This window comes from Polynucleobacter sp. HIN8 (assembly GCF_030297615.1).
Classification (GTDB): domain Bacteria; phylum Pseudomonadota; class Gammaproteobacteria; order Burkholderiales; family Burkholderiaceae; genus Polynucleobacter.
In genome coordinates, this window is sequence record NZ_AP028139.1 from 1,644,628 (window position 1) to 1,660,560 (window position 15,933).

Annotated in this window: 16 protein-coding genes; 6 read left to right on the top strand and 10 right to left on the bottom strand. The window is 47.5% G+C overall.

What is annotated here, in order from left to right; all coding sequences use genetic code 11:
* The first annotated feature begins 54 nt into the window (after positions 1-54).
* On the top strand, positions 55-1,254 hold the full coding sequence (locus QUE65_RS08585; RefSeq protein WP_286280674.1) for an acetylornithine transaminase: 1,200 nt from the start codon (positions 55-57) through the stop codon (positions 1,252-1,254).
* Here the strand turns inward: QUE65_RS08585 and QUE65_RS08590 are convergent.
* The 7 genes from QUE65_RS08590 to QUE65_RS08620 are packed head-to-tail and all read right to left on the bottom strand — an operon-like array spanning position 1,251 to position 7,447.
* The gene (locus tag QUE65_RS08590; protein WP_286280675.1) at positions 1,251-2,000 is read right to left on the bottom strand and encodes an ABC transporter ATP-binding protein; all 750 of its coding nucleotides are present in this window, start codon (positions 1,998-2,000) and stop codon (positions 1,251-1,253) included. The two genes, QUE65_RS08585 and QUE65_RS08590, sit on opposite strands and share 4 nt — an antisense overlap.
* Positions 1,997-2,764: an ABC transporter ATP-binding protein gene (locus QUE65_RS08595; protein ID WP_286280677.1), complete on the bottom strand. Its 768-nt coding sequence runs from the start codon at positions 2,762-2,764 to the stop codon at positions 1,997-1,999. Before QUE65_RS08595 ends, QUE65_RS08590 begins: the two co-directional genes overlap by 4 nt.
* Positions 2,761-3,870, bottom strand: a complete 1,110-nt coding sequence (locus QUE65_RS08600) for an ABC transporter permease subunit (protein WP_353506662.1) — start codon at positions 3,868-3,870, stop codon at positions 2,761-2,763. Before QUE65_RS08600 ends, QUE65_RS08595 begins: the two co-directional genes overlap by 4 nt.
* Positions 3,863-4,798, bottom strand: coding sequence for a branched-chain amino acid ABC transporter permease (locus QUE65_RS08605; protein WP_286280678.1), 936 nt, complete (start codon positions 4,796-4,798; stop codon positions 3,863-3,865). Before QUE65_RS08605 ends, QUE65_RS08600 begins: the two co-directional genes overlap by 8 nt.
* Before the next feature lie 45 nt (positions 4,799-4,843).
* Complete coding sequence (locus QUE65_RS08610; protein WP_286280679.1) at positions 4,844-5,998, bottom strand: branched-chain amino acid ABC transporter substrate-binding protein; 1,155 nt, start codon at positions 5,996-5,998, stop codon at positions 4,844-4,846.
* A gap of 33 nt (positions 5,999-6,031) precedes the next feature.
* Positions 6,032-6,991 (bottom strand): 4-hydroxy-3-methylbut-2-enyl diphosphate reductase, encoded by a 960-nt coding sequence (gene ispH, locus QUE65_RS08615; protein WP_286280680.1) that lies wholly within the window; start codon positions 6,989-6,991, stop codon positions 6,032-6,034.
* A gap of 9 nt (positions 6,992-7,000) precedes the next feature.
* Entirely contained in the window at positions 7,001-7,447 is a 447-nt protein-coding gene (locus QUE65_RS08620) for an FKBP-type peptidyl-prolyl cis-trans isomerase (protein WP_286280681.1), read from the bottom strand.
* Between QUE65_RS08620 and radC the strand changes: the two genes are divergently transcribed.
* The 3 genes from radC to rpmG all read left to right on the top strand — a co-directional run bounded on the left by radC (position 7,334) and on the right by rpmG (position 8,688).
* Positions 7,334-8,179 carry a RadC family protein gene (radC, locus tag QUE65_RS08625; protein WP_286280683.1) on the top strand — a complete coding sequence of 282 codons (846 nt, stop codon included), beginning with the start codon at positions 7,334-7,336 and terminating at the stop codon, positions 8,177-8,179. The two genes, QUE65_RS08620 and radC, sit on opposite strands and share 114 nt — an antisense overlap.
* Positions 8,180-8,276: 97 nt before the next feature.
* Positions 8,277-8,510 (top strand): 50S ribosomal protein L28, encoded by a 234-nt coding sequence (gene rpmB, locus QUE65_RS08630; RefSeq protein WP_108508948.1) that lies wholly within the window; start codon positions 8,277-8,279, stop codon positions 8,508-8,510.
* 10 nt (positions 8,511-8,520) lie between these two features.
* Positions 8,521-8,688 carry a 50S ribosomal protein L33 gene (gene rpmG, locus QUE65_RS08635; protein ID WP_108508949.1) on the top strand — a complete coding sequence of 56 codons (168 nt, stop codon included), beginning with the start codon at positions 8,521-8,523 and terminating at the stop codon, positions 8,686-8,688.
* A gap of 46 nt (positions 8,689-8,734) precedes the next feature.
* Here the strand turns inward: rpmG and QUE65_RS08640 are convergent, their stop codons facing one another.
* From QUE65_RS08640 to purN, 3 genes are all read right to left on the bottom strand, one after another.
* Positions 8,735-9,922: a DesA family fatty acid desaturase gene (locus QUE65_RS08640; RefSeq protein ID WP_458574779.1), complete on the bottom strand. Its 1,188-nt coding sequence runs from the start codon at positions 9,920-9,922 to the stop codon at positions 8,735-8,737.
* Between the two features lie 69 nt (positions 9,923-9,991).
* Positions 9,992-11,437 carry an RsmB/NOP family class I SAM-dependent RNA methyltransferase gene (locus QUE65_RS08645; protein WP_286280685.1) on the bottom strand — a complete coding sequence of 482 codons (1,446 nt, stop codon included), beginning with the start codon at positions 11,435-11,437 and terminating at the stop codon, positions 9,992-9,994.
* A gap of 13 nt (positions 11,438-11,450) precedes the next feature.
* Complete coding sequence (purN, locus tag QUE65_RS08650) at positions 11,451-12,083, bottom strand: phosphoribosylglycinamide formyltransferase (RefSeq protein WP_286280686.1); 633 nt, start codon at positions 12,081-12,083, stop codon at positions 11,451-11,453.
* A gap of 39 nt (positions 12,084-12,122) precedes the next feature.
* Here purN and QUE65_RS08655 point away from each other — a divergent pair, with 39 nt between their 5' ends.
* Together QUE65_RS08655 and ileS are read left to right on the top strand one after the other, a co-directional pair.
* Positions 12,123-13,076: a bifunctional riboflavin kinase/FAD synthetase gene (locus tag QUE65_RS08655; protein WP_286280688.1), complete on the top strand. Its 954-nt coding sequence runs from the start codon at positions 12,123-12,125 to the stop codon at positions 13,074-13,076.
* On the top strand, positions 13,069-15,933 hold the full coding sequence (gene ileS, locus QUE65_RS08660; RefSeq protein WP_286280690.1) for an isoleucine--tRNA ligase: 2,865 nt from the start codon (positions 13,069-13,071) through the stop codon (positions 15,931-15,933). The genes QUE65_RS08655 and ileS overlap by 8 nt, the downstream gene beginning before the upstream one ends.

The following is a 15,933-nucleotide window of genomic DNA, read 5'->3' on the forward strand; positions in this document are numbered from 1 at the left end:
CATGATTTTTGGGCTGAATTCCCTTTTTACACCGATCTTTTGTATGATTGGGGTATGAATCAACTTTCAGATCCTCGTCCTGTTGACGCCCATTCGGTGATGTATATCACCAAGCGGCCTGACATCATCATGATGGAAGGCAAAGGCTCGTGGTTGGTTGATCAAAATGGTAAGCGCTACTTGGATTTTCTCCAAGGATGGGCAGTAAATTGCCTAGGACACTGCAATCCTGGAATTATTTCAGCGCTTTATGTGCAATCCCAAAAATTGATTAACCCCAGTCCTGCGTTCTATAACGAACCCATGATTCGGCTATCTGATTTACTGACCAGCCATAGTTGCTTTAATAAGGTATTTTTTGCCAACAGTGGAGCAGAGGCTAATGAAGGTGCCATCAAGCTCGCTCGGAAATGGGGCCAGATCCACAAAGGCGGTGCCTATGAAATTATCACTTTTGATCATAGTTTTCATGGGCGGACCTTAGCAACCATGAGCGCATCGGGTAAGCCTGGCTGGGATACCCTATTTGCCCCCCAGGTGCCAGGCTTTCCTAAGGCTGATCTAAACGATATTGAATCGGTCAAGCGCTGCATCACCGATAAAACGGTTGCGGTCATGTTAGAACCAGTCCAAGGTGAAGGGGGTGTCATTCCTGCCGATGATGCCTTCATGAAAGCGCTACGCCAACTAACTAAAGAACGCAATCTGTTGCTCATCGTTGATGAAGTGCAGGCTGGTTTTGGTAGAACCGGTAAATTATTTGCCTACCAACATTTTGGGATTGAGCCTGACATCATGACGCTTGGTAAAGGCATTGGTGGTGGCGTTCCTCTTGCAGCTCTTTTATGCACGGATGCGGTAGCGTGTTTTGTACCCGGCGATCAAGGGGGCACCTACAATGGCAATGCTTTAATGACCGCCGTAGGAATTAGTGTCATTGAGCAACTCATGGCTCCTGGGTTTTTGGACTCGGTGATTGAAAAAGGAAGACTCTTACAAAGTGAGTTACTTAAACTGTGCTCTGAATTTGGTTTACAAGGTGAGCGTGGCAAGGGTCTACTTCGGGCACTGATGCTTGGACGGGATATTGGCGCATCTTTGGTCGAGCTTGCAAGAGAGCACGAACCTCAAGGCTTGTTGATCAATTCACCAAAACCCGATCTATTGCGCTTTATGCCTGCACTCAATGTCACCGAAGAGGAAATCCTGACGATGTGCACTACCCTAAGAGTTTTACTTAAAAAGCTAAGTTAAGTCGCACTCGTTTTCGCATCAACGCCCAAATACGCTTCGCGCACTCGATCGTCGTTTAACAATTCGTTCGCTGTGCCCGATAGGGTGATTACCCCGCTTTCCAAGACATACGCTCGATCTGCCATGGATAAGGCCAAACGGGCATTTTGCTCGACTAGCAAAATCGTCATGCCGTGTTGATTAAGATTTTGAATCACTCCAAAAATAGTCTCGACCATGAGTGGTGCCAAGCCCATGGAGGGCTCATCCAATAACAGAAGCTTTGGCCTAGCCATCATGGCCCGAGCGATTGCCACCATTTGTTGCTCTCCACCAGATAGAGTGCCAGCCAGTTGGGATAAGCGCTCACGCAGACGTGGAAAAGTTTCAAGCACCACTTCAAGGTCATGATCAATACTCTTCACAGAGTGAGAACCTTGACGGACGTATGCTCCCATTTGTAGATTTTCTAAAATGGTCATCCTGGCAAATACGCCCCGGCCTTCTGGCACCAATCCAACCCCAAGCGCAGCTAACTCATACGCTGGCTGACCCCCAATTGCGCTTCCTAAAAAATGGATGGATCCGGAACTGGGTTTCAAAAGACCAGCAATGACTTTCAGTGTCGTTGTTTTGCCAGCACCATTCGCACCGATCAAGGTCACCAACTCTCCAGGGTTGATATAAAAATCAATCCCCTTCACGGCAGTAATTCCGCCATACGACAATTTCAGATTCCTGACCTCTAAAAGAGGTGCGGTACTCATGCGGCTGCTCCGCCCAAATAAGCCCGAATCACTTCAGGATGCCTACGAACCTCATTGGGCAACCCATCAGCGATGACTTTGCCATAATCAAGCACGGTTAAGTAATCGCAAATACTCATCACAAGATGCACATCGTGCTCAATGAGTAATACGGTTTTGCCATCATCACGAATTTTTAAAATTAGCTCTTTTAATTCTAACTTTTCACTTGCATTCATACCGGCAGCAGGTTCATCAAGAGCTAACAAAATGGGTTCGGTGGCCAACGCACGAGCAATTTCAAGACGTCGTTGATACCCATAGGATAAATTTTTAGCCTTATGCTGTATGTAGTTTTGTAAGCCAACATACTCGAGAAAAGCAAGCGATTTTTCGCGGATCACACGTTCTTCGCGTCGATTCGATTGCGTACCTAAAATGGCGCCCAATACACCAATCGACGAGCGGCAATCGCAGCCCACCATAACATTCTCCAATGCGGTCATCTCTTTAAATAAACGAATGTTTTGGAAGGTTCTGGCAATACCAGCTTGGGTAACCTGAGAGACCGAATGAGGGGAATACGGACGACCCTGTAGTTCAAACTCACCCCGATCAGCTGGGTATAAGCCAGTAATCACATTAAAGAAAGTGGTCTTACCAGCACCGTTAGGACCAATGAGTCCTGCAATCGTCCCGGTACGGACGCGAAGACCGACATCATCAAGCGCTTGGATGCCTCCAAAGCGTTTTGATACTCCGGAAATTTTTAAGAGATCGCTCATCCGTGTGCTGCTTTCAGGGCATCCGGCTTTTGCCAAATGCCATTAGGTCGGTACAGCATGATGAGGATTAGTGCCAAGCCATAGAGTAGTTGACGAATAATTTCAGTATCAACAAGGACCGATCCAAATACAAACTGCTGTATGGGGGCTGCAATACTGCGTAATAGCTCAGGAAAAACCGCTAGCAAGATCGCCCCAAGAATCACGCCAGGGATATGTCCCATGCCGCCCATGACAACCATCGCTAGAACCACAATGGATTCCCATAAGGTGAACGACTCTGGCGATACAAAGCCCTGAAAAGCAGCAAACAATACTCCTGCGGCACCAGCAAAACTTGCGCCAATTGCAAATGCAAGCAACTTCATATTACGGGTCTCAATCCCCATCGCCTCAGCGGCCACCTCATCCTCACGGATTGCTACCCATGCACGACCAATTCGGGAATGCTCTAAACGCGAACAGACAATCGCAACCAGAACGGTGAGGATTAAGAAAAAATAGAAGAGTAAGTACAGAGAAGGGATCTGCAGACCCCAGATACTAATTGGCTTTGAGAGATTGATACCGAAGAGCTCGATTGGATGAATGCTGCCAATCCCTTTAGGCCCATTCGTGAGATTAAGGGGGCGATCTAAATTATTTAAAAAAATCCGAATAATCTCCCCAAACCCTAGGGTCACAATTGCTAAATAATCGCCCCGTAACTTAAGAGTCGGAAATCCGAGTAGCACTCCGAATATCGCAGCCAAGACAAAGGAGATGATGAGCGCGCCCCACAGTGGGAAATGAAGGCCTGTAGGAAAAATGGCGGCAATCGCAGGAAATTGGGTGGTGAGATGGGGTGAGGCGAGTAAGGCATAGCTATATGCACCTACGGCATAAAAAGCGATGTAACCCAAATCCAGTAACCCAGCAAAACCGATCACCACATTAAGGCCCAATGCAAGAACGATATAAAGCAACGCGAAGTCTAAAACCCGTACCCAATAGTTGCCACCAATCGAACCGACGACCCATGGAAGAGCTAATAATACGATCGCGCTTACGATCCAAAATCGTTGTCGGTCGCGTTGGGACGCTTGATGAAAAAGTTGCTTAAGCACGATCAGAGACCCGCTCGCCCAATAAACCCCGCGGTCTAAACACCAAGACCAAGATTAGGACCATAAAAGCAAAGATATCTTGATAGTTGGATCCCAATAGACCACCGGTCCAATCGCTGATGTATCCAGCCCCAATCGCCTCAATCAAACCAAGCAACAGTCCGCCCAACATCGCCCCTTGAATATTGCCAATCCCCCCTAATACTGCCGCAGTGAACGCTTTTAATCCTGGAATAAATCCCATCGAGAAATGGACATTACCGTAGTTAGTGGCCATCATGATGCCGGCTAGGGCCGCAAGCGCACCACCCAACATAAACGTAATGGAAATCACCCGATTGGGATTAACGCCCATTAGCGCAGCCACATTTGGCTGCTCGGCGGTTGCGCGCATTGCCCGCCCGAGTTTGGTTTTTTGCACAATCAGAAGTAATAAAGCCATTACCGAAAAGGATGTAGCAATAATCACGATTTCTTTCCCCGTGATCGTTGCCCCAGAACCAAAAAGATCGATCGGTGTTGAAGGTAATAGCTGTGGATAGGTCATGGGATTGCGCGACCAAATGATCATCGCCAAGGTCTGCAATAAAACAGAAACGCCAATTGCAGAAATTAATGGTGCCAAGCGAGGTGCATGACGCAAAGGACGATAAGCAAAACGCTCGATTAAATAGCTCACCGATGCACACACCCCCATGGTCATCAATAAAACTAGAACCAATAGTACCCATGGTGGCAAACCTAGTGGTAATTGAGTAATGAGTGTAATCAAGGTGAGCGCCACCATGGCTCCGATCATGAGAACTTCGCCATGGGCAAAATTAATGATTCCTAAAATACCGTAGACCATGGTGTAGCCTAATGCAATGAGGGCATAAATGCTGCCCAGCACTAGGCCGTTCAAAATCTGCTGCAGCAGAATATCCATCGACAATTTGTCAATAAAAAAGCACCGCGCTGGGTGCTTTTTAGATTACTGAATTTTAATAATTTCTAGGACAGACTTCGTTTTATCTTTGTAATCGTACAACGTGATCACACTCTCTTTGAGGTCGCCCTTGCCATCAAAAGCAATATTACCAATCAAACCCTTCATTTGTGTTTGTGGCATAACGGCCAAGATCTTTGCTGGCTCAACTGAATTTGCACGCTTCATCGCATCCACAATCACATAAACGGCATCATAGGAGAATGGGGCATAGATATCCACATCGATATTGAAGCGATCTTTGTATTTTTTCTGGAACTCTGGACCTGCTTCCATTTTTGCGAGAGACATAGCCGCTTCCGAGCAAACCACGTTATTAATGGCGTCGCCAGCTAGCTCAGCCAATTTGTCGGTACAAATTCCATCGCCACCCACAATCTTGGCTTTAATGCCCAACTCCTTTGCTTGCTTGGCCAAGGGGCCACCTGTTGCATCCATTCCACCGTACATAATTACATCGGGCTTACCAGCTTTTACCTTGGTGAGAATGGCTTTAAAGTCGGTTGCCTTGTCATTGGTTGCTTCGCGTGGCAATACCTTAATACCAGCAGCTTTTACGGTTTTCTCAAACTCATCTGCGAGGCCCTTGCCATACTGGGTCGAGTCATCAATAATCGCGACCACTTTGGCTTTTAAATTCTTAGCTACATAATCGGCTAACGCTGGGCCCTGTTGCGCATCGGTGGCCACTAAGCGAAAAGCGGTTTTGAAGCCCTGCTTGGTGTATTCGGGATTGGTTGCCGATGGAGAAACTTGGGTGATGCCAGCATCATGGTAAATCTTCGAAGCGGGGATCGTAGTCCCCGAATTTAAGTGGCCGACGACTGCCACGACTTTTGCATCCACTAACTTTTGTGCAACTTGAGTGGCAGTCTTCGGGTCTGCTGCATCATCTTCTGGAACTAACTTGAGCACCACCTTCTTACCGTTGATGGTTAATCCTGCCTTGTTAATTTCCTCGACCGCCAAAACAGCGCCATTCTCATTTTGCTTACCCATGTGCGCAATCGACCCAGTGAGTGGCGCTACATGTCCGATCTTCACTTCGCCATCGTTGGCCTTACCTCCACAAGCTACCAACAATCCCAATGTGGCGACTGACAGTACGCTATATGAAAACATTCTTTGATATGGTTTCATTGGCAAATCCTCCAAGTTAAATAGTAATAAGAATCAAACAGGATGCGTTAGATTTTTTGGTAAAGAAAAGGTTACGTCTTCCACAACACCGTCTAAAGATCGAATCTGCCGTGGACCAAACTCTTGAATGCGAGCCACAATTGCTTGAGCAAGAGTCTCTGGTGCCGATGCGCCTGCTGTTAAGCCAACTCGTTTCTTGCCGTCAAACCATTCGGGTCGCAGCTGTTCCGGGGCATCCACCATGTAGGCTGGTACGCCTAATTTTTCAGCCAATTCACGCAGACGATTAGAGTTCGAGCTCGCCTGACTTCCGACGACAATCACCAATTGAACTTGGGGTGCCATAAATTTCACGGCATCTTGTCGATTTTGCGTGGCATAGCAAATGTCTTGCTTCTTCGGTTGAATAATTTTGGGGAATTTTTTAGTGAGCGCATTCACAATTTCTTTGGTTTCATCGACCGAAAGGGTGGTTTGGGTCACAAACGCCAAACGCTCATCAGCAGAAAAATTAAGCTTTTCTACATCTGTCAGGTTTTCAATCAAAACAATACCGCTATCAACTTGCCCCATTGTCCCCTCAACTTCTGGGTGGCCAGCATGACCAATCATGAATACCGTAAATCCATCCTTACAGAGCTTCACCACTTCAACGTGCACTTTTGTCACCAAAGGACAAGTAGCGTCATACACTTGCAAGCCTCGCTCTGCAGCATCTTGGCGAACCTGCTGCGAAACTCCATGGGCACTATAGATCACAATCGCCCCACGGGGAATTTCCTCAATCTCATCGACGAAAATAGCGCCCTTGGCGCGGAGCTCATCAACAACATATTTGTTATGAACAATTTCGTGTCGAACATAAATCGGTGCACCAAAGCGAGTAAGAGCCTCATTCACGATATTGATGGCTCGATCGACGCCCGCACAAAATCCCCTGGGCTGCGCCAACAGGATTTCATCGGTTTCCGACGGCAATGGATTACTTTGCATGGATCTTCATTACAAAATGGCAATAATTTCTGCTTCAAAACTTAACTGCTTTCCTGCTAAAGGGTGGTTGAAATCAAACCAGGCGCCCTCTTCATTGATCGATTGCAACACACCTGCATATTGTGCACCGCTAGGTGCATTAAATTCAATCATATCGCCCGGAGCAAACTCGGGGACCTCATCGGTATTGGCCAATAAAACATCCATGCCAACCCACTGGATGAGTTCTGGTTTGTGTTCCCCAAACGCGTCTTTTGGACTTAAAACGGCCGAGCGCTTTTCGCCAACCTTCGCCCCTAATAAAACCTTTTCAAAACAGGGGGCAAATTGACCCGATCCCAATTGCATCGTCGCCGGCCGATCATCAAAGGTATTGATGTAATCCTCCCCGCCCGGAAGGGTCAATCGATAGTTGATGGTCAAGAAGGAATCAGGGGAAACAGTGGGCTCACTCATGCTGCCATTGTAGCGAGAGAGGCCCAATATCACCCGATCTCTCAGTGGCCAAAAGCACAACAGCCCCGGGAGAAACTGACTCGCCAGGGCGCTGCCTCGCTATCGGACGCCGAACTCCTTGCAATCTTTCTGCGCTCCGGTGTGAAAGGGAAAAGTGCTGTTTCATTAGCCCAAGATCTCCTGAGTCAATTTGGGGGGATGCAAGGCCTTATGAATGCCCCGCTGGCCGAAATTTACCAGTGCTATGGAATGGGACCCTCCAAATGGGCCCAAATTAAGGCAGCCTATGAACTGGTCAAACGTTGTCTTCATGAAAGCCTCTCTCAGCAAGCCATCTTCTCATCCTCAACCCAAGTCAGGGAGTTTTTGCAAACCAAGATTGCTAGACTGGAGCACGAGGTCTTTCTTTGCCTCTACTTGGATAACAGCAACCGTCTAATTGAGTGCCAGGAGCTCTTTCGGGGATCAATCGATCACACCGTAATTTACCCCCGAGAAATTATTAAAGAATGCCTTAATCGAAATGCCAGCGCCTTAGTGGTTGCTCATAACCACCCCGGTGGCAACCCGCTTCCCAGCCCAAATGATGAAGCCATAACCCAAGAACTGATCCAAGCGCTGCAATGGGTCAACATTGCCCTCCTCGACCACTGCATAGTGGCAAAACATGGTTTTTTCTCATTTGCCGACGCAGGCCTACTGGAAATAACATCCAATGAGAGTAATTACTAACTTTTTTAGATATTTCCCACCCTATTTTGCCTAAACCCTAGCGCCAAAGGGCAGATGCCTGCTACAATCGTTGTTTTTCGTAATGAAGGAGTGTGTCATGGCAAAAGTTTGCCAAGTCACTGGGAAAAAGCCGATGGTCGGCAACAATGTTTCCCATGCAAACAACAAAACAAAGCGTCGTTTTTTGCCTAATTTGCAAAATCGCCGATTCTGGGTCGAGTCCGAAAACCGTTGGGTTAGCTTACGCTTAACCAATGCTGGACTTCGTTTAATTGATAAGAATGGTATTGATTCTGTTTTGGCAGATCTTCGTGCCCGCGGACAAGTTTAAGGACTGAGTAATGGCTAAAGGCGCACGCGAGAAAATCAAGTTAGAGTCGACCGCTGGTACTGGTCACTTTTACACGACCACTAAAAATAAACGAACCAAGCCCGAGAAAATGGAAATCATGAAATTTGATCCAAAAGCTCGCAAGCATGTGGCTTATAAAGAAACCAAGATTAAGTAAACGTCTTTGTATCTAACTAAAAACCCGCTTATTAGCGGGTTTTTTATTAGGCCGGATTCGAATACCGTCGAAGACGCAGTGAGAACTCTTTAAGGGAGTGTGGGCCAGTCTCTTCGGCCCGATTGCACCATGAGCGCAGCTGGCCGAGTAATTGCTCACGGGTAGCGTTAGAGCGCCCCCAGATTGCATGCAATTCACGACGCATCTCAATCATCTTTCGTAATTGAGAATTCGTTTTCATGAGCCCCTCAAGTTTTTCTTTCTCAAGTGCCGTTAATTTGGACTCATCTTTATAGAGCCAGTCACGAGCATCTTTAAGATGGGATGCAAATTCTTGCATATGCTGAAACTCATTGGCAATGTAGCGCTTGAGCGTTTTACTGTAGCGCGCCATGATCTCATAACGATTAGCAATAATTGCCTCTAAGGTTTTATCATCGGCGGGACGCACTTCGGAGAGGATGGGCTTGGGTGGAACCTTCTTCACCTTGGCCAAACCCAGTGAGCGCAAAGCGCAAATGTAAACCCAGCCAATATCAAACTCATACCATTTGTTCGATAACTTGGCGCTCGTTGCATACGTATGGTGATTATTATGAAGCTCTTCTCCGCCAATCAAAATGCCCCAAGGCACGATATTGGTTGAGGCATCTTCACAGTCGTAGTTCCGATATCCCCAGTAGTGACCAATTCCATTGATCACACCCGCGGCAGTAATCGGAATCCAAAGCATTTGCACAGCCCACACGGTTGCGCCAATAGCACCAAATAAGAACAGATCGATAATGAGCATCAGGCCAACGCCTTGCCAGGTAAACCGTGAATAGAGCATATGTTCAATCCAGTCATCTGGTGTTCCGTGACCAAATTTTTCTAAGGTTTCTTTCTTTGCGGCTTCTACCTTATAGAGCTCCGCACCGCGCAAGAGGACAGTATCAATTCCCAAAACTTGTGGGCTATGTGGATCTTCAACAGACTCACACTTTGCATGATGCTTGCGGTGAACGGAGGCCCACTCCTTGGTTACCATCCCAGTGGTCAACCACAGCCAAAACCGGAAAAAATGGGAGGGAATGGTATGGAGATCAAGCGCTCGATGCGCCTGACAACGGTGTAAAAAAATCGTAACACTGGCAATCGTAATGTGGGTCATGACCAAGGTAAAGATCACGATCTGCCACCAAGCCCAATCCAAATAACCGTGGGCCAACCACTGAATCAATCCATCGTGCAAACTAGAAATGGTGCTTATCTCCAAACAAATCTCCCTCTTTAACTGCGATCATGCATCTATCTCCGTATTTTAAGGCTTTCGCTGCATAATTGCCCCAAAAAATCCGTCGGTTCCATGCTTTGAGGGTAAAAGTTGCCACCAAGGCTTATCGTTGCAGGTTCCGATCGGAATTCCATCATGTAAAAAATGATGGCCTAGAGCCTCCTTGGCGGATAAAAGGACAAAATCGGGGTGTTTTTCTAGAAAAAGATTTACAAGTTCTTGATTTTCTTGATCTAAAAGACTGCAGGTGGCATAAACCAGGCGACCACCCGGCTTCAGTAAGCGCGCTGCTGATTCTAAAATGGCCAGTTGGGTAGGGGCTAATTTAGCGATCTCAACGAGTGTCTGGCGCCACTTTAGGTCAGGATTGCGTCGCAAGGTCCCCAAACCACTGCAGGGGGCATCAACCAGTACGCGGTCAATTTTTCCGGCAAGGCGCTTTATTCTGGGGTCTTTCTCACTATCGATCCACATGGGGTGCACATTGGATAAACCACTGCGGGCTAGGCGCGGTTTTAAGTTCGCCAAACGCCTCTCAGAGGTGTCAAATGCGTACAGACGTCCGGTATTACGCATCATGGCACCCAAGGCCAAGGTCTTGCCACCGGCTCCGGCACAAAAATCAACCACCATCTCACCGCGCTTTGGGTCTAAGAGGTGGCACAGGATTTGGCTACCCTCATCCTGAACCTCAAACAAGCCGTCCTTCATCCAGCTCGAACTTTGTAAAGCGGGCTTTCCAAAAATACGGATTCCCTCTTGAGAGTAAGGCGTAGGGTGCGCCTCAAAGCGACTCGCACTTTGATTCATTTGCATTAGTAATTGATCGCGTGAGGTCTTTAATGTGTTCACTCGCAAATCCAATGGTGCCGGTTTCATGAGAGACTCCGCCAGGCGACTACCCTCTTCATCGCCAAGAGATCGCACCAAGGTATCCCAAAGCCACTCCGGTAAGTTATGTTTGACCAATCGCCCCAATGCATCGCGATCAACTTGACCAAAACGACTCAGCCATTCGTACTCTTCTTTTTGCACAACAAAGGCTAAATCTGCAAGTGCACTTTCTAGTCGATTTGCGGAACCAAGCCCCCCTTCGGATAAGGCTGAAACAAGGCCTAGCAAGGCCAAGCGGCGAGCTAACGAGCCAGAGCCGCTGGCCGCAAATTGAGAAAACTCTTGCTTACGACGTAATACTGAAAAGGCCGCTTCGGCAATTAAGGCGCGATCCCGATTACCCAATTTCGGATGGGCCCGAAAGTAACGACTGACAACACGATCGGCCGGTTGATCAAACTGCAATAACTCAGGCAGTAATTGTTCAAGATGGAAAACATGCTGAGGCAGTGCCTTTGCATGAGAGTAATTCTTTTGCCCCTGTGGATTAATAAGCACAGGCGCTTTCGCATCCTTGCTTTTCGCATACTGCTTTTCTCTAGTAATCCGTTTTGAAGCAGTTGGGGAGGATCGCGTCATGAAGCTGCCGTTCTTATGGAAAAGGAATGTACTGTAACTCAGGCGGATCAACCCTCACACGATTACCGGTGATTTGCAAACGTCCCTGAATAAACCATTCAACTGCTAATGGATAGATTTGATGCTCCGTCTTTAAAACACGTGCAGCTAATTCGCTTGGTGTGTCAGTGGGCAGAACGGGAACTTCACTTTGACAAATAATGGGGCCCTCATCCACACCGGCACTAACAAAGTGAACGGTGGCACCATGGACCCGATCCCCAGCTGCCAAGGCCCTTTCATGGGTATGCAAGCCAGGAAAGCGAGGCAATAAGGAGGGGTGGATGTTTATCATGCGCCCTTCATAGTGCTTGATAAATCCTGGGGTTAGGATTCTCATGAAACCAGCCAGAACAACGAGATCGGCGCTAAAGGCATCAATTTGTTGCATGAGCGCCCGATCAAATGCCTCCCGACTTGGGTAAGTCCGGTGATCAATCACTGCGGTGGGAATACCAACTGACTTTGCAAATGCGAGTCCCTTGGCCTCGAGCTGATTCGCAATTAAGCCCGTAAATCGCACATCCCAGGATTTAGCTTGAGCGGCCTTATAAATTGCCTCGAAATTAGAGCCACGCCCTGAAATTAAAGAAACGATTGAATGCATGACCAACAATATAATTCAAGGCTAGCCTGAAAGCGAACTGTGAAGGTATTTCGAAGACTTAAGCCCACCGCAACCCAGGCCCCATGCGCCCTAACCATTGGAAACTTCGATGGCGTGCATCGCGGCCACCAAGCCTTACTCCACAAGTTGGTTGAGGGTGCACACACTCGTCATTTGAATTCTTGCGTCCTAACCTTTGAACCTCACCCGCGAGAGTTTTTTTCGCCACACGATGCACCACCCCGAATTCAAAACATTCGTGACAAATTAATGGCCTTAAAGCAATACGAAGTCGATACGATTGCGATTGAAGAATTTAATCAAGCTTTCTCCCAACTCAGTCCCACTGAGTTTGTACAAGAGATATTGATTCGAAAACTGAATACCAAATGGTTACTGATTGGCGATGACTTCTGTTATGGCGCCAAACGCGCAGGTAATTTTGAGAGCTTGGTTGCCGCTGGCAAACAGTTTGGTTTTGAGGTCAGTCGCATCCCTAGCGTTCTCGAAACTGAAGAACGTATCTCGTCTTCGCTTCTTCGACAAGCCCTTGAGCATGGTGATATGAAGCGCGCAGAGCAACTGCTCGGTCGCCCCTTTTCAATTTCGGGTCACGTCTTGTATGGCAAACAATTAGGGCGCACACTTGGATTCCCCACCTTAAATTTAGCCGTTTGCACACGTCACCCAAATGGTAAGCCCGTAACCAGCGGAATTTTTGTTAGTCAGGTACATGGCTTGGGTAACCAACCCTTACCTGCCGTCTCGAGTCTGGGGGTGCGGCCTTCCGTCGAGAGTAGCGGCCAAGTTCTTTTAGAGACTCATGTCTTTGATTTCAACCAATCCGTCTATGGGCAAGTGGTTTGCGTAGAATTACTAGCTCGACTGCATGAAGAACGAAAATACCCTGATCTAATCACCCTACAAGCTGCTATTCAAGATGATGCCCAAAAGGCTCGTCAATACTTTCTAAAGAAAAATCTGTATGTCTGATAAATCCTCAAACTACCCGGTCAATTTACTCGAGACCAGCTTTCCGATGCGCGGCGATTTGCCAAAACGGGAACCAAAATGGGTAGAAGAGTGGCAACGCAATAAGGTCTATGAAGCAATACGCAAGGCTCATGCAGGGCAACCAAGTTTTATCTTGCACGACGGCCCTCCCTATGCCAATGGCGATATTCATATTGGGCATGCAGTCAATAAAATTCTCAAAGATATGATCGTTAAATCGCGTTGGCTAATGGGCTTCGACGCCGTCTATGTGCCAGGCTGGGATTGCCATGGCATGCCTATTGAGATTCAGATTGAAAAACAATTTGGCAAAAACTTACCTACCGCTGAGGTGCAAGCTAAAGCCCGTGAGTATGCACAAGCTCAAGTTGCCAAACAAAAGAAAGATTTTCAACGCTTGGGCGTCCTTGGGGAATGGGATCAGCCTTACCTGACTATGGATTTTCAGAATGAAGCGGACGAGATTCGAGCGCTTGGTGAGATCTGGAAAAAGGGGTATGTCTTTCGTGGATTAAAACCGGTGAACTGGTGCTTTGATTGCGGCTCAGCCCTAGCCGAAGCGGAAGTAGAGTATCAAGACAAAACGGATCCTGCTGTTGATGTTGGTTTTGCCTTTGATTCCAATCAGAATGCGAAACTTGCCAATGCATTCGGCCTCAAAGAACTACCCACCAAACCAGGGATGGCTGTGATTTGGACCACCACCCCATGGACCTTACCAGCGAATCAAGCCTTAAACGTTCATCCTGATCTCGAGTACGCACTAGTTGAAACTGACCAACGCTTGCTATTACTAGCCAAAGATCGTGTGAAGGATTGCTTAGAGCAATATGGTTTAGAGGGAATGGTTTTAGCAAGTTGTAAAGGGAAGGCGCTTGAGGGTATTTCCTTTTGGCATCCGTTGGCGAATTTAGACTCTGGATACAAACGCTTAGCGCCAATTTATTGCGCCGATTACGTCACGCTTGATACCGGAACTGGCTTGGTGCATTGCGCTCCAGCATATGGTGAGGATGACTTCAAGTCCTGCAAGGCTCATGGCTTAGCTGATCACGACATCATCAATCCGGTCATGGGCGATGGTGTCTATGCTTCATCTCTGCCCCTCTTTGCTGGACAGCATATTTGGAAAGCGAATCCAAATATTGTCAAAGCGCTTGATGAGGCTGGCAGCCTTTTGAAGAATAAATCCTATACGCACTCCTACATGCATTGCTGGCGACACAAGACACCAATTGTCTACCGTGCAACCTCGCAATGGTTTGCCAGCATGGATAAGAAGCCCGCCAGAGAGAAAGCCTCGCTTCGTGAAACCGCCTTGGCAGGCGTAGAGAGTACGCATTTCTATCCAGCTTGGGGTAAGCAACGCTTACACAGCATGATTGTTAATCGTCCCGATTGGACACTTTCACGTCAACGGCAATGGGGTGTGCCCATGGCCTTTTTGATTCACAAAGAAACGGGTGAGCCCCACCCGCGCACACCTGAATTACTTGAGCAAGTCGCTCAATTGGTTGAAAAGAATGGGATTGAAGCTTGGCAGAATTTGTCGATTGAAAGTTTGATTGGTGATGAAGCGAGCGACTATGAAAAAAATCGTGACACGCTCGATGTCTGGTTTGACTCAGGTACAACCCATTGGCACGTTATGCGAGGTTCACACCGCAATGCTTTGTATCGCAAAGAATCGGAGGGCGCAGAAGGTCGTTGGGCTGATCTTTATTTAGAAGGCTCTGATCAACATCGCGGTTGGTTTCATTCGTCACTCTTAACAGGTGCCATGCTCGATGGCAAACCCCCATATCGCGCCCTGTTAACCCATGGGTTTACCGTGGATGGTCAAGGTCGCAAGATGAGTAAATCGGTTGGTAATGTGATTGCTCCTCAAGAAGTAGCTGACAAGCTCGGTGCTGAAATTATTCGCCTGTGGGTTGCCTCTACTGATTACTCGGGCGAGATGTCGATCTCCGATGAGATCTTGAAACGAGTTGTTGAAAGCTATCGACGCATCCGCAACACTTTGCGCTTTCTCTTGGCAAACCTTGCGGATTTTGATCCACAAACGCACCATCTCCCCGTTTCAGATTGGCTAGAGATTGATCGCTATAGCGTTGCACTTGCAGCCAATTTACAAAATACCATTGAAGCACATTACCGCGATTATGAATTTCATCCAGCGGTCTCAAAAATATTGGCGTTTTGTTCTGAAGATTTAGGTGGCTTCTATTTGGACATTCTGAAAGATCGTCTCTACACCATGCCCGCCAATTCGGTGGGTCGGCGCTCCGCTCAAAATGCGTTATTTCATATTAGCCAACACTTACTCAAGTGGCTATCGCCCTTCCTGAGTTTCACTGCTGAAGAGGCTTGGAAATGCTACCCGCTCTTTGCCAAGTCAACCACTAGCGTATCGATCTTCGCCGAAGAATTTGGATCCTTTCCTGAAATTAAGGACGCACAAGCCTTACTTGCTAAATGGCAACGAATTCGCGAAATCCGCTCTGACATTACAAAAGCGATTGAGCTTCAGCGTGAAGCCGGAATCATTGGCTCTTCTTTACAGGCTGAGCTACTAATTCAAGTAAGCGCTGCTGATTTTGAGATGCTCCAATCGATTCTTCCTGATTTACGCTTTGTGACGATTACCTCCAAAGCGGAGATCGCAAAATCCACCGATGGCAATATTCAGATAACGGTCAAACCGAGTGTTTACCAAAAATGTGCGCGCTGCTGGCATCACTCGGCAGATGTTGGATCCGATCCAAACCATCCTGACTTATGCGGTCGCTGCATTAGCAATCTGGGTGGTGTCGGTGAACTTCGTCAGTATGCATAA

What these genes read in the sequence shown, in the direction of transcription:
- QUE65_RS08585 (WP_286280674.1), top strand. Translation starts at nt 55, where the DNA reads ATGAATCAACTTTCAGATCCTCGTCCTGTTGACGCCCATTCGGTGATG.
- QUE65_RS08590 (WP_286280675.1), bottom strand. Translation starts at nt 2,000, where the DNA reads ATGAGTACCGCACCTCTTTTAGAGGTCAGGAATCTGAAATTGTCGTAT.
- QUE65_RS08595 (WP_286280677.1), bottom strand. Translation starts at nt 2,764, where the DNA reads ATGAGCGATCTCTTAAAAATTTCCGGAGTATCAAAACGCTTTGGAGGC.
- QUE65_RS08605 (WP_286280678.1), bottom strand. Translation starts at nt 4,798, where the DNA reads ATGGATATTCTGCTGCAGCAGATTTTGAACGGCCTAGTGCTGGGCAGC.
- QUE65_RS08610 (WP_286280679.1), bottom strand. Translation starts at nt 5,998, where the DNA reads ATGAAACCATATCAAAGAATGTTTTCATATAGCGTACTGTCAGTCGCC.
- ispH (WP_286280680.1), bottom strand. Translation starts at nt 6,991, where the DNA reads ATGCAAAGTAATCCATTGCCGTCGGAAACCGATGAAATCCTGTTGGCG.
- QUE65_RS08620 (WP_286280681.1), bottom strand. Translation starts at nt 7,447, where the DNA reads ATGAGTGAGCCCACTGTTTCCCCTGATTCCTTCTTGACCATCAACTAT.
- rpmB (WP_108508948.1), top strand. Translation starts at nt 8,277, where the DNA reads ATGGCAAAAGTTTGCCAAGTCACTGGGAAAAAGCCGATGGTCGGCAAC.
- rpmG (WP_108508949.1), top strand. Translation starts at nt 8,521, where the DNA reads ATGGCTAAAGGCGCACGCGAGAAAATCAAGTTAGAGTCGACCGCTGGT.
- QUE65_RS08645 (WP_286280685.1), bottom strand. Translation starts at nt 11,437, where the DNA reads ATGACGCGATCCTCCCCAACTGCTTCAAAACGGATTACTAGAGAAAAG.
- purN (WP_286280686.1), bottom strand. Translation starts at nt 12,083, where the DNA reads ATGCATTCAATCGTTTCTTTAATTTCAGGGCGTGGCTCTAATTTCGAG.
- ileS (WP_286280690.1), top strand. Translation starts at nt 13,069, where the DNA reads ATGTCTGATAAATCCTCAAACTACCCGGTCAATTTACTCGAGACCAGC.